Genomic DNA, 23868 nt, shown 5'->3' on the forward strand with positions numbered 1-23868 from the left:
AGGAGCGTTCAATGAAAAGGAGAGGCAAATCCAATCTGATCTCGCAGCAAATGTCTTTACAACGAAAAAACAGACTTCTCCTTGCGATCATTTCGCTGGCCCTTGGTGTAGCTATTATAAGCCAGGCCACCTTGGTGGCTGAAGCAGTCCAGCGAATCTTTGTAGAGAAAGCTTCCTTTTCATCAGTGATCCTGTTGCTTGTCCTATTATTGGCTGTTATGGCCGTACGCTCACTGTTGTCGTATGGTAATGGGAAAGTGGGCTTGCATATGGCAGCACGCGCCAAGACAAATATGCGAGCATCTGTGTTGCAGAACCTGACCCGCGCTTCCATGCCTTCAACCCTGAGTGGACAGACGGGAGGAAAGGTCAGTGTTGCTTTGGATGCTGTGGATGAGGCCGACAGTTATTTCAGTCAGTACATGCCGCGTATGATGGAAGCTGCGATGATCCCGATTCTGATTCTGGTTGTTACGTTTACGCAGCACTCTAACACAGGCTGGATTATGTTGTTTACGGCACCGTTTATCCCGCTGTTCATGATCTTGGTTGGGCTCAAGACAAAGAACAAATCAGAAGAAAAATACGCGCAACTGGCTGAGTTTTCCGGTACATTTCTGGATTCGCTTCAAGGGCTGGTTACGTTGAAAATATTCGGACGGGCTAAACGTCAACAGCAGGAGATTGAACGCAGCAGTCTGGGGTATCGTGATGCCACCATGGGCATTTTGAAGATTGCATTTACAAATACGTTTATGCTGGAATCGATCGTGATGTTAAGCATTGGTATTGTCGCGCTTGAACTGGCTATCCAATTACTCGTTTTCAAATCGATGAGCTTCCACACAGCCTTTCTCGTGTTGTTACTCGTCCCTGAGTTTTACAGTCTGTTGAAGAATACAGGAACGGCTTTTCACAGCGGGCGAACCAGTATGGGGGCCATTCGTAAGGTGGAACAAATGCTTGAGGAAACAAGTATCAAGAGCACACAAACGGAGCGGGAAGAAGGATCGGATCAAAGCGAATTAACCAATGTCGATACAATTGCAAGGACGGAAGAGCTTCGTACAGCTCGTACAGAGTCGATAACAATGCCACCAACCATTGAACTGAACGATGTCCGATTCCAGTACACACCTGATTCCTTTGGACTTGAGACAGGACAGATCTCGATTGGACCGGGAGAACAGATCGCTATTGTAGGCAAAAGTGGCTCAGGTAAAACCACGCTGCTTCATCTCATTGCCGGTTTACTGAAACCAGATTCGGGAGCGGTTCTGGTTAACGGAAGCCAGCTTTCGCAACAGGATGAGGCTGCTTGGTTTGAACGTGTTAGCTATATTACACAGCATCCGTATATTTTTGCAGGTACATTTGCCGAAAATATAGCGATTGGCGCGGGTCGGAACGTCTCCAGAGCTGAAATTGAGCAGGCAGCAGAGGAAGCAGGACTTGCTGGCGTTGTCGCTCAATTGGAGCAGGGACTGGACACATTTGTTGGTGAAGGTGGCCGGGGGCTGTCTGGTGGGGAAAAGCAGCGACTTGCCTTAGCACGTGCTTTTCTGAAGCGACCAGCTGTTATTTTGTTCGACGAACCCACCGTTGGTCTGGATCTACACACCGAGCGGGTATTACAACAATCCATTGCGGCGTTGGGCAAAACGGCAACGATGATTACGGTGGCACACCGTTTATATACAATTCAACATGCGGACAACATTTTGTTTATGGATAGTGGGGTATTAGTGGATTCAGGACATCATGAAGCGCTTCTGGCGCGCCTGCCTCAATATGCGGAGATGGTGGATGTACAACGGAAAGGAGGGTTAGCATGAATGAGCTGACGATTCTGTCAAAAGCGATGATTCAGGAGCGCAAGGATATCTTGCTTTCGATATTGGGCGGATTTATCGCCGGCATAGCAGGGGTAGCTCTCTTTTCCGCGAGTGGGTATATGATATCTCAAACGGTATTTGCGCCACCGCTGTACACCTTAATTGTACTCACCTCCATGGTCAAACTACTTGGTTTCCTTCGAGCGGCAAGTCGCTACGGGGAACGCTTGTATTCGCACAGGGCAACATTCTCCATGCTGAGCCGTTTGCGGACGTCCTTTTTTGCCAAACTGATCCCGGTAACGCCAGGTATATTGAACAAAAACCGAAGCGGGGATCTACTTGCGCGGATCGTGGGTGATGTGGAAAGCTTGCAAAATTATTTTTTGCGGGTCGCGTATCCACCCATCATGGTCGTTATGGTGTTTTTGGCTACCATGCTGTTCACTTCGGCCTTTTCGATCTGGATTGCGTGTTTGTTAGTACTAGGTATGCTGATTACGGCATTTGTTGTACCAGGTATTGTCTTGTTAGGTCAGCGAAAAATAAACGGACGTGTCCGCCAGCAACGGGCCTTGCTGTCCACGGAAGTAACCGAAGTGTTGTATGGTTTCAGGGATTTGAAAGTATACGGCCAATTGGAACAGCGTGAGCAACAGCTTCAGCAGGCTTCCGCTGCATTGGCAACGGAGCAGAAACAAGCCGCTTCGCACCTGTTGCGCGGGCAGTCCATGCACGTTTTTGTGACGTATCTCGTTACATGGGGAGTGCTAGCACTCAGCGCTTTCTTAATTGTGAATGGAGCATTTGCCGGTGTATTTCTCGCCATGCTGATCCTGGCCACGCAGACCGTGTTCGAAGAAGCTGCCGCAATGGCTATATTGCCTCTATATAAGCAGGACAGCGAACACGCCGCTCAGCGACTGGCGGAAACGGTGCCAACCTCCGATGTACAACCTGTACAGCCAAGCGGTGAAGTTTCAGCCGATCAGGCGGTTTCGATTGACCTATCCGGTGTTAACTTCCAATATGAAGGGGAATGGAGACCGGCGCTGAGGGAGCTATCTCTGCAACTTGCAGCAGGCTCCAAAACAGCGATTGTCGGGCCGAGCGGGTCAGGCAAGTCAACGATTATTGATTTGTTACTCAAGTTGCGCGCACCAACGTCTGGCGATATACGATTAAACGATGTTTCGGTGAAGGAACTGAATGAAGAGAGCATTTGGCAAGGGACGAATGTCGTGCTGCAGCAAAGCCACTTCTTCCGGGGAACCATCCAGGACAACCTGTTGCTGAATGGAGAAGAACATTCGGATGAACAACTGTCGGCTGTGCTGGATAAAGTCCAACTGCCGAATAAGTTGTTGACCGACATGGTCTATGAAAAAGGGGAGAACCTGTCGGATGGTGAGAAGCAGCGGCTGGCTCTCGCACGGGCCATGCTGCGCAAAGGACGGTTATGGCTTCTGGACGAACCAACTTCTTCACTAGATTACGTCACAGAGCAACGTGTATTGCAGCATCTTCTGGCACAGGCATCCGAAGATACACTTCTCCTGATCTGCCATCGGCTGACGGGATTGGAAGAGATGGATCGGATTGTAGTCATGGACCAAGGCAAGATTGTAGAATCAGGTTCTTTCTCCGAGCTGATGGAGCAAAAAGGCTATTTTTATGAAATGAAACAAATTGAACGACAAATGATTGGAGACGCCGGGATGTAAAAACGAATATCAGTCCTATTCAAGGTGTCGGTAGTATTTCATAACAGGCTAAAGAACATTACTGATGTTATCTGTTCTCATCAGTAAGTTGTTCTTTAGTCTTTTTGTTGATCCATCGAGAACATCGTAAAGTGAGCAAACATTCACTTGTATGAACTCAAATGATGTATAATGACGCAGGAACTCTATAATTAAATTGAAATAAATACAAATTCAAAATAGCATGAGCTGAGGTGTACGATGAATCGCTTATTACTTGTCGAAGATGATGAAAATCTGGTGTTTGGTATGCAGTATACACTGTCCAATGAAGGATATGAGGTTGTGGTGGCGGGTAGCTTGGAAGAAGCCAGACAGGCACTGCAGGCAAAGGCGATCGATTTGATTTTGTTGGATGTCACTTTGCCTGATGGATCGGGATATCAACTATGCCGTGAGATTCGGGTAACGTCGCAAGTGCCCATTATCTTTTTGACAGCATTGGATGAGGAAGCAAACGTAGTCGCAGGGCTTGATCTCGGAGCAGATGACTATGTAACCAAGCCTGTTCGAACCAAAGAACTTATTTCACGAATTAAAGCTGTATTACGACGTAACAACAAGGGAAAACAAGAAGTAAGCTTATGGACATCCGATAACATCCAGGTGCGTATTTTAGAAGGAACTGTACTCAAAAACAATAGTGAAATTACACTGACGGCGCTTGAATACCGATTACTATTGATGTTGATCTCTCATCCGAAGCAGATATGCAGCAGAAGTTCAATTCTGAATCATCTCTGGGATCTCTCGGGCGACTTCATTGATGATAATACGCTCTCTGTCCATATCCGCAGGTTAAGAGAGAAAGTCGAAGATATTCCAGCAGCACCACAATATATCGTAACCGTTCGGGGGATCGGATATAAATGGAACGTGGAAGTTACAGGGAAATGAACATGATCGAAGTTTTACGAAATCCAGAGTGGAAATCCATCGCCATTAAAGTACTTGCTCTGCAAGTTCTTTTGTCGTTTATGATGTTTTTATACATGCAGCATCAAGTCGATAGCATCAATACAACTATCGTGAATCAGAATAGCGCCCTAATCGGACATCTGTTGATGAAAGATCCACAGTTGGAGAATGAGGTGATTCACTTTGTTACCCAAGGAGCCCAGACCGATGAAATCGCTGAGGGGCAACGTATCCTTGCACAATACGGTTATAAGGCGGACATGCCTATAGAAGAGCAACCGGCTCTTTCAGGACGAGCATTACCCTTGAAAACAGCGGTTCAAGTATTGTTGTTCCTGATCCCACTCATGGTATTGCTTCTGTGGGAGTATCGTACATTTTTCATGAAAATCAGAACCATATCTCATGCGGCGGAGCAGGTTGTGGAACAGCAATTCGATAAAAAACTGCCTGAGACGGAGGATGGAGACTTCGGTGCGCTCGGCCGGAGCTTCAATGCAATGGCTGGAAGATTAACCAACAGCCTGGAGCTACTTCGGCAGGAAAAAACCTTTCTGCGCAATCTGTTATCCGACATTTCCCACCAGCTCAAAACACCCCTGGCTTCTCTGATTGTGTTCAATGAAAATCTGCTGAATGATCCCGGGATGAAAGAAGAAATGAGAATGACGTTTCTGGAACGAAGTCGGCAGCAGCTTGATCGAATGGAATGGCTCATCATCAGCCTGCTCAAGCTGGCACGAGTCGAAGCGGGAGCCATTGGATTTCGAAAAGAAAGGATCGAGTTAAGGGAGATGGTGGAGAGCGTTGTCTATTCACTCCGGACGGTAGCAGATCAGAAGCGGCAAAACATAACTATCCTCGGAAGTGAGAATGCGTTTGTGCAGGCAGATGAAGAATGGCTTAAGGAAGCTGTCATGAATTTGATAAAAAATGCACTGGAACACACCCCGCCAGAGGGGGAGGTTCGAATCCATTTGGAGGAAAACGCACTGTTTGATACAATCATTATTCAGGACAACGGCGAAGGTATTCATCCCGATGATATACCTCACATTTTCAAGCGATTCTATAAAGGTAAGAACCATAACAAGCCCAACAGTATAGGGATTGGTCTGGCTTTGACCAAATCGATCATTGAGGAACAAAACGGCATCATTACGGTGGAGAGTGTGCCACAAGAAGGAACGACATTCAGAATTTCGTTTTTCAAAAAAGAGTGGACTTAAGAAGAAGCTTACGAAAATGTAAGCTTCTTCTTCACTTCAACGTAAGCTTCCACACCTATAATAACAATCAAGCAATGTTAATCATACAACTGGAGGTACAACAGGGTGGAAATTTTGAAGACCGAACATTTATGTAAAATATACGGAAGTGCTGAGTCTAGGGTGGAAGCATTGAGAGATGTTAATCTGTCCGTCAATCAAGGAGAATTCGTTGCGATCGTGGGCGCCAGCGGATCTGGAAAAAGCTCATTACTGCATCTGCTCGGGGGAGTGGATCAACCGACAAGTGGCCAAGTCATTATTGACGGTATGGATCTGTATTCTCAAAGTGAAAATGAATTGGCTGTGTTCAGAAGACGCAAAATCGGTTTTATTTTTCAATCGTACAATCTGATCCCGGTGTTAACTGCGGAAGAAAACATTAAATTGCCGATGCTGCTTGAGAATAAACATGTGGACGAAGGTTATCTTGAGGAATTATTGAGCGTGCTGGGACTCAGCGATCGAAGGCAGCACCTTCCGTCCCAATTATCAGGCGGGCAACAGCAGCGAACTGCAATTGGACGCGCATTGATCAATAAACCATCGATTATTCTGGCGGATGAACCAACCGGTAATCTGGACAGCAAGAACAGTAAAGAGATTGTGGATCTGCTTACCTTCTCCGTCAGAAAATACAATCAAACCTTGATTATGATCACACATGATTTGAATGTGGCCCAGAGAGCGGACCGTGTTGTAAATATAAAAGATGGTACACTCTTGCAGCAAACAGGGGTGAAAGATCGTGAATAGGTATACCAGTCTTACCCAAAAATATTTGCTAGGACAGAAAAAAAGATCAATACTTACGATCGTTGGCATTATTTTGTCTGTGACTCTACTTACAGCCATAGGAACCATTGGCCTTAGCTTCAGAGACAAGGTGGTTCGGCAAACCGTTCAAGAGTACGGGGATTACCATGTTTCTTTTAACGGATTACCGGGAGAAGCAGTCTCAAAAGTCGTCAATAATGCATCCGTAGAGAGTGCTGGGATCATTAGCAGAGAAGGTTATTCGGTCATCAGCAAAACGAGTGAGAAAGAAAAGAAGGAAAACCCGTTTGCTGCACCTTATCGGTATTTGAATCTCAAAGGTTATGATACCGATGCGATGAACATGCTCCAGGTTCAGCTGGATTCGGGCAGGCTGCCGAAAAATTCGCATGAAGTTATTCTTTCGACCTGGAGTCTGGATCGTTTTGCGACCAAACCAAAGCTAGGAGATTCGATTACCCTGAGTCTGGGAGAACGAACTGTCGCATCAACCGGGGAGATCAAACCGATCAATGGTCTGGGTGATTTTGGCTGGGATCTTGATGAAGGCTTTCGTCCCCAAAAAGAGAGAGAATTCACCGTTGTGGGATTTATGAAGACAGGAAGTAACGCTTCGTGGTCTTCCAGCTTCATCTTTCCAGCTATCACGTATGCAGATAATGTAAAAATAGAAGCGGATAAAAATTATTTTATTTATGTCAAAATGAAATCGATGAATCAGATTCAGGCAAAGACGGAAGCGATGATATCTTCATTGAAGCTAGACCAAGTGGATCAAGGCTCTGCCATAGCGTTGGATAAGGATATTCAATATAAAAATATTCGTGTCGATTATAATAATGAACTGCTTAAGTTGTATGGCAAAAGCACCTATGAAGGTGTAAACCATAGTTTGTTATATGCATTCGCAGCAATCATCATTATTATTATGGGTTGTACGAGTGCAGTGATATATAATACGTTTCATATTTCTGTTCTGGAGCGGACCTCGCAATTTGGAATGCTGCGGTGCATTGGGGCTACCCCATCACAAATACGTAAATTGGTTCTCAAAGAGGCTACAATACTGAGTCTAATTGGTATTCCTGTTGGATTATTGATGGGAACTGTTTTTATGAAACTTCTGTTCTACAACATCAGCTTTTTGGCGTTGGGATTTCTGAATGATATGCAAATGGTCATTTCCCTTCCAATCCTGATCATAGCGGGGGGACTGGGATTATTAACTGTTTATCTGTCGGCTATCGGACCTGCGAGACTGGCAGCGAAGGTATCCCCACTTGAGGCGGTTCATAGCTCGGGAGGCACGAAAGTGGAGGACGTAACATCTGTCCGGAAATCAAAACTGCTGGGAAAACTGTTGGGTATCGAAGGACAGTTTGCTAGTCGAAATATCAGGCGGAACAAAAAGCGCTTCCGCATCACTGCCTTTTCCATAGTGGTCAGCATGATTCTATTTATTGTTTTTAGCGGACTAGCTGGTTTGCTGGGGCAGACATCGCAATCAGGTATCGATTATTCCTACTCGGTTATCTATGAAGGACCTTCCAAACGGATCGATGATTCCGTATATTCTGACATTGTTAAGCTTGATGCAGTTGAACATGCCTATCCGTATTACAATAATCAAGTGATGGCTATGTTTCCGAAAGAAAAAGTGAATCCCAAGTATTACGAACTCCGTCCGGGAATGTACTCTGTTGAAGATGGAGAGGGGTACCGCACAGACAATAATTACCTCGAATCCTACGGAGATAACGGACTCGATGCTCTGAAATCCAAACTAACGGCTGGTAAGATCGACAAAGAGAAGATGAACCGGGAAAATGGCGTTATCGTCAATCAGAAATTAAGAATGACAACAGAGGATGGCAGACAGATCGTTATGGATCAAACCCAATTCAAGGTTGGGGATCACATCAAAGTACGTAGCTTGGACTTGGACGAGAAGGGTCGTGGTTACACAACACTGACGGTAACTGGAATTGTTGATCAAGGCTTGTTGTCGAGCAACTATAATGAGAGTGCAATGCTTGAATTCATAACAACGCCTGAAGTCGTAGAGAAGGTTACAGGAAACGATACGTACTCCAGAATCTTTATTCTTGCCAAGTCCGATATTTCCAACAAACCAATCACGGACTATCTCAAATCCCTGCCCCAAAAAGATGCAGGTTACAGCTACACAGATAAGGTGGAACAACTTGCTCAAGCTAAAAACGACGCGACAACCGCCAAGATATTTTTATATGGATTTATTGGTGTCATTGTCTTGATTGCGTTCCTAAATATACTGAACACCGTCAGCACCAATCTCATTCTACGAACCAAAGAATTTGCGGTGCTCAAAGCGATCGGCATGACACAGCGTAATGTTGGGAAAATGATCCTATTAGAAGGTGTTTTATACGGCCTATACGCTGCGGTATACGGTAGTATACTCGGAACAGTACTGAGCCATGGCATACATCATCTCTTCAAAGGTGCTGTCGACGTAGGTTGGGCCATTCCATGGTCTAGTATTGTTCTTGCTTGTGCAGGTGCCATAGCAACAACACTCGTTGCTACAGCTTGGCCGATGTATAGATTAAACCAAACGAGTATTGTAGAGGCACTGAGAAAGGAAACCTAGAGAATCTGGAGAACTATAAAATAGAATATCCCTTAAAAAAAGTCGCATAAATAGAGTGCGACTTTTTTTGTTTTTAAGAAGCTTGGTTCTTATGCGGTACATCAGAAGAACGTCTCATAATTATACTCAACATGAAAATCAAACAACGATTGAATGTGTTCTGGTTCACTTGTCTTTTCTTACGTCTTGTAAACATCTTTACATAACAGCAGATGATTCAGACGCCTTATTTTTTTTCGCAAGCGGCTTTTTCTTTAGTGTCCTATCATACAGATATGGCTTTCCGTGATATTCCCGTGCATGCTTTTGTTTCTGCTTTTTATGTATATCAACCTTGATCTCCAGATTGGCAACGTTATTCTGGAATTCAGTAGCAATTCGTTTGCACCATTTCAATCCACTTTCTTCAGATGCACTGAAATGAACACGTAATAGATATCCGTTCACCGTTAATTCAAACTTGTATAAATTCATGATATGTATCCTTTCCATACGGGCATGTTATTCTACACCAATTACGATAATCTGATTATAACAGGAACGTATGTTCTGTAAAAGTGTTATTTATGATACCCGCAATTCAATAAGGTTCGCTAGACATCTTTGCAACGGTTCGTTTAATGGTAAAATATCTAAAAATGGTTCATGTTGGGGGATACGCATGTATAAACTGATGATCGTAGATGATGAATTGCTCATGCGGGTTGGAATTCGTTCCATGCTGAATTGGGAAGAGTACAATTTCTATGTTGTTGGTGAGGCGGGAAATGGAAAAGAGGCATTAAGCCTTGCGCTTGAAGTGATGCCTGATCTAATTATTACAGATATTAAAATGCCGATTATGGATGGGCTACAGCTTATACAAGAGGCCTCCTACGTACTGAAAACCTGTAAGTATGTCATCCTGAGTAATTTTGACGAATTTCATTATGTGAAAGAGGCGCTAAAACTTGGCGCTTCAGATTACTTGATTAAAAGTGAGATCACCGAATCCTCCCTTATTGACCTCCTGAGCACTGTTGGACAGAAACTGCAAAGTGAACATGTTCACCCAACCAACACACCCTCTATAACACAGGACTATTCCAAGAGCCTAAGATATCTAAAGGATAGTTTCTTCCAAGATATTGTAAGCGGATTCATTAGTGAGGAGGATATCGTCACCAAAGCGGAAGAACTGCATTTTCGTATACGTTCGGACCAGTTGGTTGTCATGAAGTTCATCGTGAACTATTACGAGGATGCAAAGCGGAAATATGTAGAGAAGGGGGAAAAGCTGCTCCGATTTTCGATTCTTAATATTATGGAAGAGATCATTCCATCGAAGTGGGAGAAAGAGATTTTTGTTGAAAGTTCCTCAGAATATTGGGTGATCGTCAATGTACTTCCTGAGAGCCAATCTGTACACGCCGACTTAAATAAACTATGTAATAAATTGCTGTCTTCGATCAAGGATTTTATGAATCTATCGCTCACGGCTGGGGTAAGTAGAATGACTTCCGGATTCCTTCACATCAGGAAGGCCTGCCAAGAGGCAGAAACGGCTCTACAACAGAGTTTCTTCACAGGAAGCAACCAGGTGTTGTATTACGATGATATGGTTCAATCCCCAGATCGACATGAAGTTAAGGGGGCTTTAAGCCCGCAACAAGAACGAGATTTGTTGAAGTTATGGGTAAGCAAAGACAACAAAAAGGCGGAAGAGTTCCTTGAAGGAATCCGATCCAATCTGGAACAGCTACGAGCGGATGAGAATAGCATTCGCAAGCAATATATCATGGTAATGGAAACGATACATTCTCATCTATCCCGAGCTACGGAAAGAGGTGCACCTTCTTTAACAGAAAAATCACCCTATGAAATCGTTCTAAAGGGGGAGTATTGGGAGGATATCCACCAAGATATGCTTGCTCATATTGCGTATTACTTCCAAACCGATTCCCAAATCAAACAGGAAAGCACGTACACCGATCTCGCCACTGAATTGATCGACAAGTATTATGCGGAAGATATCTCACTGCAAAGTATCGCTAGCCAAATTAGTGTGAATCCGTCGTATCTCAGCCGTGTGTTCAAACAGGAACGAGGAGAGAACTTTATCACGTACTTGACCCGAGTTCGAATTGAACATGCCAAGGCGTATCTATTGAGCAGAGGAATGAGAGTGTATGAAATCGCAGAAAAGGTGGGCTACCATAATTACACGTACTTCAGTAAGATTTTCAAAAAATCGGTAGGTGTCACTCCTGAGGAATATCGAGAATTACAGCAGGGATGAATGTAATCGGTGAATAGAGGTGCAGCATATGAAGCATGTTCGGCCCTTCCGAATCAAGTACAAAATTATGGTGATCTGTATGACGGTCATTATCCTTCCGGTATTGGTGATGACAATCAACTCGTATTACTCCTCAGAGCGTTTATTGGCACAGAACTATACAACGTTGCTAAACGATCTGGCCAAACAGACGAATATTCGCATTGATGAGTTCCTCAAGGAGATTGAGAAAATTTCGCTGCTCGCCAGCAATGGGCTTAGTGACAATCTGTCTGCGACTCATGAGGGGAGTTTTCCGATCCAGGATTTCCTGCGAGAGGGTGATGAACAACATGAGATTGCCGCATACAATATTCTGATGAATTATATCATGATGAAAGATCGCGTATTCTCCATCTACCTTTACAATATGAACGGGGGGCAAGACCTTTTTGTCAGTCCACATCAACCCATTGATCCAAACTTCAAAGTAGCAAACGAATTGTGGTTTAAAAAGTTCATGCATGATAAGGATCGAACCATTACCCTCACAACACGAATCGACGAGCAATTGGAGAATAAAATACTGGCTGTGTCACACGCTCGCAAAATTCATGATGTGACTAGTGGAAAACTGCTTGGCGTGATTGTTGTCAGCATTGATATCAAATTCATTGAAATCGTCAACCGCAACTTGCAGGAAGGGCTGCGCTCCAGATTCATGATTGTTGATGAGGATGACAAGATCGTATATAACGTGAATGAACGATTAATCGGGACACTGTTCCGGGACAACGCTCGTCCGCCTGAAGCACTAAATGTCGTGGTGACCAGTCCCCTAAGTCAGCAAAAATGGACAACTTACTTATATATGCCTTTGGATGAGTTGACTGCTGATGGCAAAATATTGGGCCGTAATCTGGTGACGCTTGCCATCGTCATTGTTCTTTTTGCTGCCGTCATATCCATCTTTTTATCTCACGTGATCACAACTCCCATTAAAAAACTGCTACGGAATATTTCTCTAGTCGAGAAAGGTCAGTTTGAACAAGTTGAACCTATTGGATCAAGAGATGAGATTGGACATTTATCCATTCGATTCAACAGAATGTCACACGAATTGAAGCGGTTGGTCGAACGGATGCAGCAGGAAGAAATAGAGAAAGCCAAGGCCGAGATGCGTGCGCTCCATGATCAGATCAAGCCTCATTTTCTGTATAACACCCTTGGGTCGGTGAAATGGATTGCCTCGATGCAGCAGGCAGACAAAATCGTGGAAATGACCGATGCACTAATCTCGATGCTTCGCTATGCAACAAAATCCGATGGAACCCTCGTAACCATTCGTGAGGAACTTGATAATATAACGAATTACGTAACGATCCAGAATGTCAGGTACTACGATTGTATTCAGATGAGATACGAGATTGAGGATAGACTGCTAAATTATCGCATGCCCAAAATGATTCTACAGCCCATTGTGGAGAATGCAATATTTCATGGACTCGCTGAACTCGAAGAAGACGGAATCATCACCATTCGGATTCAATCACAGCTGGATGAAGTTGTGATCGAGGTCTGCGATAATGGCGTCGGTATGGATCATCATACGATGCAGAATTTAATGGAAGAGAAATCCGGTGAAGGTACGGGAACGAATGGGATTGGATTGCATAATGTGCAGCGGCGGATTCAACTTCATTTTGGGAAATCCTATGGAATACAGGTGGAGAGTAAAATAGGTGAAGGTACCATTTTCTCCATTCTGCTGCCTGCCATCATAGAAGCCAAATAGTCATTCATGTTTCCACTTAAGCATCTCATAATACGGTACAGCGATCATAAAAATAAGTTTAGATATAAACAAAGGGCTCGCAGTATGAACTGCAAGCCCTTTTGTTCACCCTTTGACGCTACCTAACACCAAACCTTTGGTGAAATATTTCTGCAAGAATGGGTACACGAGTAAAATCGGAATGGCACCCAAGAACATCTGAGCGGCGCGCCCCGTTCTGGCGTTCATCATGGACAACAGCTGCGTATAATCTGACCCAGATTTCAGCATGATTTGCTCAAAACTTTGCAGGAGGGTCTGCAGGTAGCTTTGTAATGGATAATTGGCTGGATTGTTCATATAGATAATGCCATCGAACCACGAATTCCAGTGGGCAACGATACTGAACAAACCAACCGTAGCGAGAGCGGGCTTGAGAAGTGGGAGTAGAATACGAAGCAATACCTGTACAGGCCCAGCACCATCGATAATGGCTGATTCTTCAATCTCTTCGGGCAGCCCCCGAATGAAATTCATGAGGATAATCATGCTGAATACGGGGAGGGCCCCAGGCAGGATCAGAGACCAGATGGAATCGATCAGTCCCATTTTGACGACCACGAGATAGGTTGGAATTAGTCCTCCACTGAATAACATGGTAATTATGAAAAATCCCATATAGATATTACGCCCCATCAATTTTTGTTTGGATTTGGAGAGGGGATAAGCCGTGAGTACGATCAGAACCAGATTCACCACCGTTCCGATAACGGTTCGTTGAATGGCTACCCAGAGAGAGGAGAAAAATGATCCTCCAGTTAATGCAAACTCATAGGCTTTTGTCGTAAATTCCACAGGCCAGAACGTAACACTCCCCGCAGATACAGCTGCGCTGCTGCTGAATGAAACAGCCAGCAGGTTGATAAACGGTAGAATACATAGGAGAGAGATTAGAAGCAATATGGTGTAGTTTATGATAAGAAATACACGTCTGCTCATACTTTTATCATAGATCATAATGTAAGTTCCTCCTTCTTAGAAGATACGATAACCAGCCACTCTGTAAGCCAGGATGTACGATACAGCAACGAGAACACTGGAAATGATCGATTTGAATAACCCGACAGCGGTACCAATCGAATACTGTGCTTGTTGGATTCCTAAACGGTAGACATAGGTATCAATAATATCACCCGTCTGATAGACAACAGGGGAGTAGAGATTATAGATTTGGTCAAAGCCAGCATTGAGTACGTTCCCAAGTGAAAGTACGGTCATTAAAACAATGGTTGGCATGAGTAGAGGCAACGTAATGTAGATGGTTTGTTTCCACCGTTTCGCTCCGTCGATCACCGCGGCCTCGTAAAGTCCCGGGTCAATGCTAGTTAAGGCTGCTAAATAAACAACTGTGCCAAAGCCGAAACCCTTCCATATATCACTGACAATCATCGTCCAAGGAAAAATTGAGGGTGTGCCAAGAAAGGAGATCGGTGCAATCCCAAATACACTTAGAAATGTATTGATAATGCCGTCGGAGCTAAGGATATCCAGCATGATGCCGGCCATAATGACCCAAGAGAGGAAGTTCGGAATGTAGACAAGGGTTTGAAATGTACGTTTGATTCCACTGTGCAATACCTCGTTAAGCAGTAATGCGAAAATTACGGGTACGATTATACCACCGATAATCTTAAAGACAGACATGTACAATGTATTCCAGATCGTTCTTACGAAGTTCGGCTGATTAAATATGTGGGTAAAATTATCCCATCCTACCCATGGCGAGTTGAATCCGAGGCCCGGATTGTACTTCTGAAACGCAATAATAAGTCCGTAGAAAGGGATGTAACAAAAGATGAAGACCAAGACCAGGCTTGGGATCAACATGAGATGGTAAGGACTCTGCTGCTTCCATTTTCTCAACATTCATATTCCTCCGTTCATCGTACGCCAAATGTAATCGCTATCAAATAAAGGGGAGGGATGACCCTCATCCCCTCTTTGTGACAAACGAGATTATTTCTTCCCGTAGGCTTCATTAACTGCCTGAGTTGCGTTATCGCCCCCGGCTGCACGCCAATTCTGGACAATAACATCGAAATAATCGATACTTTCGCTACCCATAATGATCTTGGTGAAACCTTCGGTCAGGATATCATCCAAGGTTGTACCGTAGCTTGAAAGTATTTCTGGCGTAACACCCCATAAGGCCGTCTTTGTATAGTTCTCGCTGTCCAGTACTTTCTTGGCAAGACCATACGCATTCTTTGGAGCCCCTTGTTGCAAATAATCGCCAACTGCTCCTGGGGTTGCATTCTCCATGAATTCCACACTGTTGTTATATTTTTGCCACATTCCCGAAGTTGTGAGTCCACTGGTATCCTTGGATTGAAGGGCAGCGGAGACCGCCTCAAATTGCTCGTAATCGGAATTCGGATTAAGTACACGGAACGCTCCAACAACATGTGCAATATCGTTGTCCAGCAAGGCGGATAACGTTTCTGTGGATTCCTTGCCATTGCCTTCATCCACAATATAAGCATAGTCGTTCAAAATTTTGATCACTTCTTCAGGGCTCTTAAATCCCTTTTTCATAACGATATAATTGTTGTTGGCAAAGAAAATGGATTGTTTGGCTTCTTTTCCATCAACGGTAGGGATGATATATGGGTAGAAGATAGCGTCCTTACCCAGATTGGATACTGTGTCGACACCCGGATTATAACCCCACCATTGGTAATAAGGTTGCATTCCCACTTTGCCGGCTACGATATCCGCGTTCATCGCATTAAAGTCTTTGATTGCAAATTCCGGATCAATGATGCCTCGCTTGTACCATTCTGACCACTCAGCCAGCGCATTTTTCATCTCAGGCTGCACGGAGCCGTACACGAGTTTTCCAGTGCTATCCTCCATCCACATATCCGGATGCGCATTCCATGCAATGGCCAGCAGGTTGAGGTAATCCAACGATTGGTCTACCGCTATACCATAACCACCGTGCTTTTCCATGAATTTTAGTGCGATATTTTTGATGTCTTCCACAGATTTCGGATCTTGGACTCCCAATTCTTCTTTCCAGTCGTTCCGAATCCAGATGAAGTCTGGTTGTTCAATTAATCCCCAGTGCATCTGTGGTATCCCGTATAGCTTACCGTCCTTCTTTCCAGATTCGTAACTGTCTGCATCTGCTTCCATGTAACCTTTGAGACGATCTGAAGCGTGTTGATCAAAGACCTCGGAAAGGTCCATGACCATATCTGCTTCGACTAACTGTCTCAGTTGTGATGGATTAACTCTGAATACGTCAGGAAGATCGTTCGATGCGATAGCCAAATTGAGTTTTGTATCGTACTCATCGCTGACCCAGTCTGTTTTGACATTGATATTAAACTTCTCTTTGTATCGCTTAATCCATACATTGTTGGTGATATCGTCGCCCTTTGGATATTTTGCTGAAGTGTATTCTGATGTTACGGTGTGAATGGTTGTCGTTCCAGCCTCGTTGGAATCCGTGTCCGTCGTTGAACCTTTATCTGCACCGCTTCCATTGCTACAGGCTGCGAGTAATAAGGTTGACATGCACACAGACAAGACTAAGGCTTTCGTTTTCTTGTTCATTTCTTTTCCCCCTTATCAGTCATATTTCAATAACGCTTACTTGAAAATATTCTAAACGAGAAAGGGGGAACGTGATATAAAGGTTATTGACGAGAACTGGTATCTTTTTTTACTTTTGAGTTGTAGCGGAGAAAAGAATAATGAGCTTTGTGCACTTTTTTTACTTTGTGCTCCTTCTTTTTTTACTCATGACTCCAAAAATTGCTTTAGATGACGATCGATAACGAGTGAATCCTCTTCGTTTGCTCCGATTCCAAAGCAGTGTCCCCACTTGGACTCTATAGGTTGATACACCGCGTTTGGCATATGCTGAGCATCATACGAACTGTCTTCTGGCGTGAAGAACAAGTCACTTGATCCTGGCATAACGAGTGCAGGAGAAGTGATCTTGCTTAACGCCTGTTCGAAGTTGCCGTCATCTACGGGATTATCGCTAATGTCTCCATAGATTCCTGTACGCAACATGGTAATCAAGTCGTTAGCATCGAAGGGAAGAAATACCTGATCCCAGTAATCTTCTACATAAGATTTCAAGGAGTCGAAACCCTCAGATTGGTACAATTTTTCCAAATAATACGTCTGCGAGAACCCCCATGGAGCATAAGCTCTTCCCATCGCTGCGAGACCGGCAACCGGAGGGCGCTCATATCTACCATTTTTATAATTCGAATCTGCCTGTAACGCCGCGATCATTGCTTCGAATACCAACTGTGTATGGGGTCTGCTCTTTGCCGTTCCGCCAAAGGGGGCAATACGTTCGACCATCTCAGGATAACTAGTTCCCCATTGATAAACCTGCATGGCTCCCAGAGACCAGCCCACAACAAGTTTGATTTTGGAGATACCGAATTTTTGAGTGATGAGTTGATGTTGGGCATGCACATTGTCATACATGGAGATGATAGGGAAGTTGTTCTTATCATATGGGGCAGGGGTATTACTTGGAGAAGACGATAACCCGTTACCCAACATATTGGGCACAATGATAAAATAACGACTGGGGTCCAGTGCTTTGTCTGTTCCAATTAACCATTCATTATCTGTGTGAATTCCAGCAAACCATGTTGGGACAACAATAACATTGTCCTTTTCCGCATTTAAGTTTCCATAGGTCTTGTAAGCGATAAAGGCTTGAGGGAGCTGTTGTCCCGATTGAAGTAATGTATCTCCAAGGTTATATGTTTCATAATCGTTCATAGATTGATTCTCCTTATAAAATAGTAATAACTTGATTTCACTCTACAATACGTCTATTATCAATTCAACGAAACGTTATCGAACATATCATTCATTTATTTTGAACTAGGAGGTGCCTGACTCATGGAAATACGCCAGCTAAAAACCTTTTGGACACTTGCATCGACCTGCAGCTTTAGTCAAACTGCTGAATTATTGAGCTATGTACCGTCTACCATAACCATGCAAATCAAATCGCTGGAAGAAGAGCTCGGTGTGAAATTGCTGGATCGACTAGGAAAAAAGGTCGTGTTAACGGATGCTGGTCAACAGTTTCTGCCATACGCCACTAAGATATTAAACGATATAGAGGAAGCAAAGTGCATATCCAGTCAGCACGGAGAATTGGCGGGGACGGTTGTGATCGGAGCAGACGAAGTTCTGTGTGCATATCTTCTTCCAGCCTTGTTCAAACGCTTCCGAGCGGACTATCCTGGTGTGCGGTTATTGTTCCGCCCGTTGTCTGGGCAAGAGCTTAAATCGAGTCTGAGAGAAGGGCATACCGATGTCGTTTTTGTATTGGATGAGCCCGTTGGTGCCAAAGATCTTCATTCAGAGTTTTTAAAGGATGAGACCTTTCAAATGGTGGTTTCTCCCGATCATATGTTAGCATCGCGTTCCGCGTTAGTTATCGATGACTTCCACAAGCAGCATTTTTTGCTGACCGAAAAGAACTGTTCGTATCGCACTCATTTTGACCAATCCATAACGAAGAAAGGTGCAGATGCTCTGACAGAGCTGGAGTTTCATAGTGTAGAAGCCATTAAACAATGTGTTGTGGCTGGTCTGGGGATCGCTTTATTACCTGAGATGGCTTTGAAGAAAGAGTTGAGCGAAGGGGAAGTGGTTGCTCTGCCGTGGGATTTATCAGATGTATCCTTTTCTGCGCAAATGCTCTGGCATCGGGAAAAATGGATCTCTCCGTCCATGGCTGCTTTCATGGAGGTCGCCAAGAGTGAGTTGATTTGATTGTTCAGAATTTGTTTAGATGTATGTGTTAAAATATTCTTCACAGACATATATGGGGGATTAGCAATGGAGAGAAAGATTAGAAATTCTGCAAAAGCATTGATCATTAAAGACGGGAGAATGCTTGCAATGAAGCAGGATGATCATGATGAAGTGATCTATATCCTGCCTGGTGGGAGCCAGAATGCAGGTGAAACGCTGACCGATGCTGTGAAGCGTGAAGTTGCGGAAGAAATCGGAATAGATGTAGAACCGTTATCACTGGAATTTGTCATTGAGGGTGTATACGGTGAAGCTCTTCATCGTGTAGATTTTGTTTTTTTATGCGAGTACATAGGTTTGGTGGACCAAGATAGTTCTATTCTGCCAAGTGACGAAAACCAGGTGGAATATGTGTGGCTCGAAATTAAAAATATAAACGAACTACCTTTATTTCCTTCAAAATTACGAAAGCAGATCATTAGATTGGTTGAGGGAGAAAAAACGATTATGTATTTAGGAAATGAGGAAGATGACGACCTGAATAGTTAGATATGTACATGTCGTAAACAAGCGGCTGTCTTGTATTTATAAAGGAAAGGCTATTTCAAAGGACGTGATGGTCCAGTGAAATAGCCTTTTTGCCGTTGAACAAAGGTGTACAGGGCGATTAGAAAATGAACATCTATGCTGAGGTGTTACAGTAGGCCAAATGTTATTTTTCTTTTTCCTTCACGCCTGCTGTCATATTTTTCTGACCCCAGATTACCATGGATTCAATTAATGGAACCAATTCCTTGCCTGATTCTGTGAGCGAATACTCCACTCTCGGTGGCACCTCGTTATATTGCTCCCGATGCACGATGCCGGAATGAATCAAATCCTTCAAACAGTTCGTTAGCATCGTTCCGGTAATGCCGGGCAGTCTTCTTTTTAATTCATTGTAACGTATACAGTCATTTTCACTAAGGATTGCCAGGATCGGAAGATTCCACTTGCCTCCAATGACCTGAAATGCATAAGTCGCTGGACATAACTGATCGAAATTAAACTCGTATTTCACTTGATACCCTCCAATAGTATACTTTTTAATACTAAGTCAGAAAAAGAATCGTACTTGTTCAAAAGATTGTAAACATTATAATCAAACTAATACGAGAAAATCAATTCATAAGACAATATAAAGGCGGGATTAACGTGAGTAACGAATCAATGATGTGTGATCTGGAAACAGGCGTATGTGGTGTGAATGAGGAAGAGGCGATGCAAGAAATCAATCTGAATCACGTTGAGAAAAGGATAACTCTTTATTACGCAACAGATCCGATCTGCTCTCACTGCTGGGCGCTTGAGCCTGTGCTTCATCGGTTTATTGAGGAATACGGTCATTATTTTACGCTGCAAATTAAAATGGGTGGGCTACTGGCTAACTGGAATGGTTTCTCGGATGGCGCTAACGGGATTCAGAAACCTTCGGACGTTGCAGCGCATTGGAAGGAAGTGGGTGAACATTCACGCATGCCCATCGACGGTTCCTTATGGCATGATAATCCAATACTTTCTTCTTATCCGCCATCTCGCGTATTTAAAGTCATTCAGAGTACACATCCTGGTAAAGAACATGAGTTTTTAAGACGTGCACGTGAAGCCGTGTTTGCATTCAATCGAAATATTGGAGAAGATGATGTGCTGACGGATATCGTCAATCAACTGGGCCTGAATGGAAAAGAAGTGGTTGAGGCGGCTGCACAGCAATCTGCACAAGAGTTATTAGAGGAAGACTTTGAGAGTGTCGTTAGTTTGGGAGTTAGAGGGTTCCCATCCATTATCATTGTGAATGAAGAGAACCATGGTATGAAAATTGTCGGAGCGCGCTCTCTTGAGACATATGTGCAAGCACTTCAGCAGGTACTTGGTGGTGATCTGAAACCAAAACAGATAACCTCGTTGGAGCAGAAAATCAATGAGGGACACCTTCTTTTCTCTAGAGAACTGGAGGTCATGTACAATATCGAAAAGAGTGATGTTGAATCTTATGTGGAATCTGAATTGGCAGAGCACACATATCGTAAGGGACATATTTTGAATGAGATGTATATTGAGCATATCTGAGGGAAAACAAGAAATCTGTAATTGCACGGCGGAATCTTCCTGCTTTCGGCACACGGATGTGTTATTCGCACAGGCAAGTCGTCCACCCATTGCGTAGACTGAAGTAGATCAAGTCAAGTGAGGTGAATTCCATGGCTAAAACCAGTGAAATACACGTCCGGGTGAAACGGCTCAAGGATCGCCCAGTCTGCGTGACTCTTCATAATGGCGAGACGTACGTCGGGTACATCTCTGGCGTAAACAGCGAAGGCGTAGTGCTTACCGGGGGCGGAAAGCTTACTCAGGCCGCAATCACAGCACCCTCATCTGAAGGCAGTGCTCGCAAAACCAAACCTAAAGCAGGGGCTACGAGAAAAACAGCATCCTCTCGAAACCGTAAACGGGTGAACAGCACACGTAAGTCTCAAGTACGATCCCGGTCGATGTCTCGCTCAACGTCTAGGCAAGCCCAGGTATCATCTTTCATGCCTATGTTAGGCTCATTGTTAGGTGGCTTTGGCGGTGCAGGCTCGATTGGAGGTATGTTAGGCGGGGGTATGCGGTTGTTTGGCATGATCCAGCGGTTTACACCTGTGGTCAAAATGGGGTATGGCATGATTAAGCAGATTCAGCCATTTATGGGGGCAGTTCAAGGGCTGATGACTCCAGCAAGCCAAGCAGCTCAGGCTGAAACTGAAGGTGAAGAGGAAGCACAACAAGGATAATACTTGAAATGAAAATCGTGAAATAGAGCACAACCTTCGTTGCATTTGAGAAGGAAGAATCGCTATTATGTTGGGTGATCTGATCTCTTTCTGATCTGTTTTGTTCCTTATCTTTCCCGCTAGATGCTTAACTGCAAGCTGCTCTCCGGACGAAAAACGGAGGGTGGCTTATTTTCTTATGCTGTATATGAGGTTCAAACCAGCTCAATATAGCATGCTTGCTCAGCGCTAACGAACCTCAGAAACCTTATTCGGGTCAATATCAAGCCATTAAAATCCGCCCGAATCGGGTTAAATAAGACTCCCTGTGTTCGTTAAATTCCTTCGTTGCGAGGAATAAAAACTGAGATTTCAAATACGCGTCTAACATCTAACTTTGATACCATGTAGTTCGGCCGACTACCCTCATACAGCAAAAAACACCGCGCGCAGGGAGCTGCACGCGGTGCGAAAAACAATGCTGATGCTGAAGAGTAGGAGAAAATTCTATCCCACTCTTATTATTTATTATGCCTGTTTGGTTTTCAGGCGAATCACGTTCCATGACGCTTTGTTCAACACAGCTTGAACTTTACCTTGATCCACGGTTGTATGTCCACCATTGTGTGGAAGGACGTTGCGTGGATTTTCTTTGGTATTGGTAGCCTTCAGGTCATCGTTTTCCAGTACGATGTGCTCCACAAATGTGGTTTCTCCAAAAGAACGAAGATCCACATTCAGTTCCAACTTCTCATCCAGATGTCTGTTCACCGCGAAGATCGTGATCGTGCCGTTTTCTTCATCATGTACACTGATCGCTTCGAGATAAGGTACATCTGTAAAGTCTTTGGAATCATATTTAGGTGAAGTTGTGATGGACCGTAACACCGTACCGCGCCCGAAGTTGGATGCATGCATGAACGGGAAATAGGTCGTCTGGAACCAGATCGCTCCGTTATTCTCGGTCATGATTGGTGCAATGGTGTTAATCAACTGAGCAAGGCAAGCCATTTTTACACGGTCGGCGTGCTTGAGTATGGTAATCAGGTAACAGCCTACAGCCAGTGCATCTTCATGTGTATACACATCTTCAAACTCTGGAGGTGCAATCTGCCACCGTTCTTCCATACGGCTCGTGCCGATGGATTTCCAGACATTCCATTCATCCAGAGACAGCATTAATTTCTTTTTGCTGCGTTTCTTGGCTTGTACAAAATCACAGATTGAAGCCACACTATCAATAAATTGATCCAGATCCAGCGATGTCGCCAGGAAGTCATATGTGTTGTCTTTGTTATTGTTGTAATACTGATGCAGGGACAAGTAGTCCACATTTTCGTAGGTGAGATCCAGCACGGTTGCTTCCCAATCTGCAAATGTACTCATGTCACGGCTGGAACTGCCGCAAGCCACAAGCTCAATTTCCGGATCAACCCATTTCATCGCTTTAGCGGTCTCATTGGCAATACGGCCATATTCATATGCAGTCATTGCACCAATCTGCCAAGGGCCGTCCATTTCGTTGCCTAGACACCAGGTTTTGAATTTATGCGGGTCCTTGTAACCGTGAGAGATACGCAGATCACTCCAGTATGTGCCAGATGGGTGGTTGCAGTATTCAATCAGGTTTCTGGCCGCATCAATGCCGCGAGTACCCAGATTTACAGCCATCATCACTTCGGTTCCAACCAGTTTGGCCCAATCTGCAAATTCGTTTGTTCCTACCGCATTCGTTTCAATCGTCCACCAAGCGAGTTCAAGTCTGCGTTTACGCTCCGCTACCGGACCAACACCGTCCTCCCAATTGTAACCGGATACGAAATTGCCGCCCGGATAACGAACAATTGGCACATTCAAAGCTTTAATCGCTTCAATGGCATCCTGACGGAAACCTTGAGCATCTGCCGTAGGATGACCTGGATCATAAATACCGCCGTATACGGCCCGTCCCAGATGCTCTATAAATGAACCATAGACACGCGGGTCAACTTCGGCAATCTGAAAGTCTTTATCGATAAGCATTTTGGATGTAAGCATGGTAAGT

19 protein-coding genes are annotated in these 23868 nt (G+C 44.2%); 12 read left to right on the forward strand and 7 right to left on the reverse strand.

Annotated elements, in window-relative coordinates:
* Positions 1 to 11 precede the first annotated feature (11 nt).
* From cydD to ACETMN_RS15695, 6 genes are all read left to right on the forward strand, one after another.
* Positions 12 to 1835, forward strand: coding sequence for a thiol reductant ABC exporter subunit CydD (gene cydD, locus ACETMN_RS15670; protein WP_411736329.1), 1824 nt, complete (start codon positions 12 to 14; stop codon positions 1833 to 1835).
* Positions 1832 to 3559, forward strand: a complete 1728-nt coding sequence (gene cydC, locus ACETMN_RS15675) for a thiol reductant ABC exporter subunit CydC (RefSeq protein ID WP_411736330.1) — start codon at positions 1832 to 1834, stop codon at positions 3557 to 3559. The genes cydD and cydC overlap by 4 nt, the downstream gene beginning before the upstream one ends.
* A 240-nt stretch (positions 3560 to 3799) precedes the next feature.
* Positions 3800 to 4495, forward strand: coding sequence for a response regulator transcription factor (locus tag ACETMN_RS15680; RefSeq protein ID WP_411736331.1), 696 nt, complete (start codon positions 3800 to 3802; stop codon positions 4493 to 4495).
* Positions 4468 to 5745, forward strand: coding sequence for an ATP-binding protein (locus ACETMN_RS15685; RefSeq protein ID WP_411736332.1), 1278 nt, complete (start codon positions 4468 to 4470; stop codon positions 5743 to 5745). Before ACETMN_RS15680 ends, ACETMN_RS15685 begins: the two co-directional genes overlap by 28 nt.
* 105 nt (positions 5746 to 5850) lie before the next feature.
* Complete coding sequence (locus ACETMN_RS15690; protein ID WP_105598978.1) at positions 5851 to 6540, forward strand: ABC transporter ATP-binding protein; 690 nt, start codon at positions 5851 to 5853, stop codon at positions 6538 to 6540.
* On the forward strand, positions 6533 to 9193 hold the full coding sequence (locus ACETMN_RS15695; RefSeq protein WP_411736333.1) for an ABC transporter permease: 2661 nt from the start codon (positions 6533 to 6535) through the stop codon (positions 9191 to 9193). Before ACETMN_RS15690 ends, ACETMN_RS15695 begins: the two co-directional genes overlap by 8 nt.
* Positions 9194 to 9391: 198 nt before the next feature.
* On the opposite strand, the gene ACETMN_RS15700 is transcribed toward ACETMN_RS15695, so the two are convergent.
* Positions 9392 to 9667 carry a hypothetical protein gene (locus ACETMN_RS15700; RefSeq protein WP_411736334.1) on the reverse strand — a complete coding sequence of 92 codons (276 nt, stop codon included), beginning with the start codon at positions 9665 to 9667 and terminating at the stop codon, positions 9392 to 9394.
* A gap of 187 nt (positions 9668 to 9854) precedes the next feature.
* Between ACETMN_RS15700 and ACETMN_RS15705 the strand changes: the two genes are divergently transcribed.
* Both ACETMN_RS15705 and ACETMN_RS15710 read left to right on the forward strand, forming a co-directional pair.
* Entirely contained in the window at positions 9855 to 11471 is a 1617-nt protein-coding gene (locus tag ACETMN_RS15705) for a helix-turn-helix domain-containing protein (protein ID WP_411736335.1), read from the forward strand.
* 28 nt (positions 11472 to 11499) lie between these two features.
* Entirely contained in the window at positions 11500 to 13245 is a 1746-nt protein-coding gene (locus ACETMN_RS15710; RefSeq protein ID WP_411736336.1) for a sensor histidine kinase, read from the forward strand.
* Positions 13246 to 13350: 105 nt separating this feature from the next.
* Here the strand turns inward: ACETMN_RS15710 and ACETMN_RS15715 are convergent, their stop codons facing one another.
* The 4 genes from ACETMN_RS15715 to ACETMN_RS15730 form a co-directional block, all read right to left on the reverse strand.
* Positions 13351 to 14241: a carbohydrate ABC transporter permease gene (locus tag ACETMN_RS15715; RefSeq protein ID WP_047842997.1), complete on the reverse strand. Its 891-nt coding sequence runs from the start codon at positions 14239 to 14241 to the stop codon at positions 13351 to 13353.
* 18 nt (positions 14242 to 14259) lie between these two features.
* Positions 14260 to 15150, reverse strand: coding sequence for an ABC transporter permease (locus ACETMN_RS15720; protein WP_036615758.1), 891 nt, complete (start codon positions 15148 to 15150; stop codon positions 14260 to 14262).
* A gap of 90 nt (positions 15151 to 15240) precedes the next feature.
* The gene (locus ACETMN_RS15725; protein WP_211083331.1) at positions 15241 to 16845 is read right to left on the reverse strand and encodes an extracellular solute-binding protein; all 1605 of its coding nucleotides are present in this window, start codon (positions 16843 to 16845) and stop codon (positions 15241 to 15243) included.
* Positions 16846 to 17031: 186 nt separating this feature from the next.
* A complete protein-coding gene (locus tag ACETMN_RS15730; RefSeq protein WP_411736337.1) occupies positions 17032 to 18042 on the reverse strand; it encodes an alpha/beta fold hydrolase in 1011 nt (336 codons plus the stop codon).
* A 123-nt stretch (positions 18043 to 18165) separates the two neighbouring features.
* Here ACETMN_RS15730 and ACETMN_RS15735 point away from each other — a divergent pair, with 123 nt between their 5' ends.
* Positions 18166 to 19050, forward strand: coding sequence for a LysR family transcriptional regulator (locus ACETMN_RS15735; protein ID WP_091019043.1), 885 nt, complete (start codon positions 18166 to 18168; stop codon positions 19048 to 19050).
* Positions 19051 to 19116: 66 nt separating this feature from the next.
* On the forward strand, positions 19117 to 19581 hold the full coding sequence (locus tag ACETMN_RS15740) for an NUDIX domain-containing protein (RefSeq protein WP_223199688.1): 465 nt from the start codon (positions 19117 to 19119) through the stop codon (positions 19579 to 19581).
* Positions 19582 to 19744: 163 nt separating this feature from the next.
* Here ACETMN_RS15740 and ACETMN_RS15745 read toward each other — a convergent pair whose 3' ends face one another.
* On the reverse strand, positions 19745 to 20092 hold the full coding sequence (locus ACETMN_RS15745; RefSeq protein ID WP_411736338.1) for a winged helix-turn-helix transcriptional regulator: 348 nt from the start codon (positions 20090 to 20092) through the stop codon (positions 19745 to 19747).
* A 134-nt stretch (positions 20093 to 20226) separates the two neighbouring features.
* Here ACETMN_RS15745 and ACETMN_RS15750 point away from each other — a divergent pair, with 134 nt between their 5' ends.
* Positions 20227 to 21141, forward strand: coding sequence for a DsbA family protein (locus tag ACETMN_RS15750; RefSeq protein ID WP_210108174.1), 915 nt, complete (start codon positions 20227 to 20229; stop codon positions 21139 to 21141).
* Between the two features lie 131 nt (positions 21142 to 21272).
* Positions 21273 to 21845: a hypothetical protein gene (locus ACETMN_RS15755; protein WP_091019036.1), complete on the forward strand. Its 573-nt coding sequence runs from the start codon at positions 21273 to 21275 to the stop codon at positions 21843 to 21845.
* Between the two features lie 507 nt (positions 21846 to 22352).
* Here ACETMN_RS15755 and ACETMN_RS15760 read toward each other — a convergent pair.
* The gene (locus ACETMN_RS15760; RefSeq protein ID WP_091019034.1) at positions 22353 to 23861 is read right to left on the reverse strand and encodes an alpha-N-arabinofuranosidase; all 1509 of its coding nucleotides are present in this window, start codon (positions 23859 to 23861) and stop codon (positions 22353 to 22355) included.
* Positions 23862 to 23868: the final 7 nt, after the last annotated feature.

Source organism: Paenibacillus sp. M2 (assembly GCF_046713495.1).
GTDB classification, from domain to species: Bacteria; Bacillota; Bacilli; order Paenibacillales; family Paenibacillaceae; genus Paenibacillus; species Paenibacillus amylolyticus_B.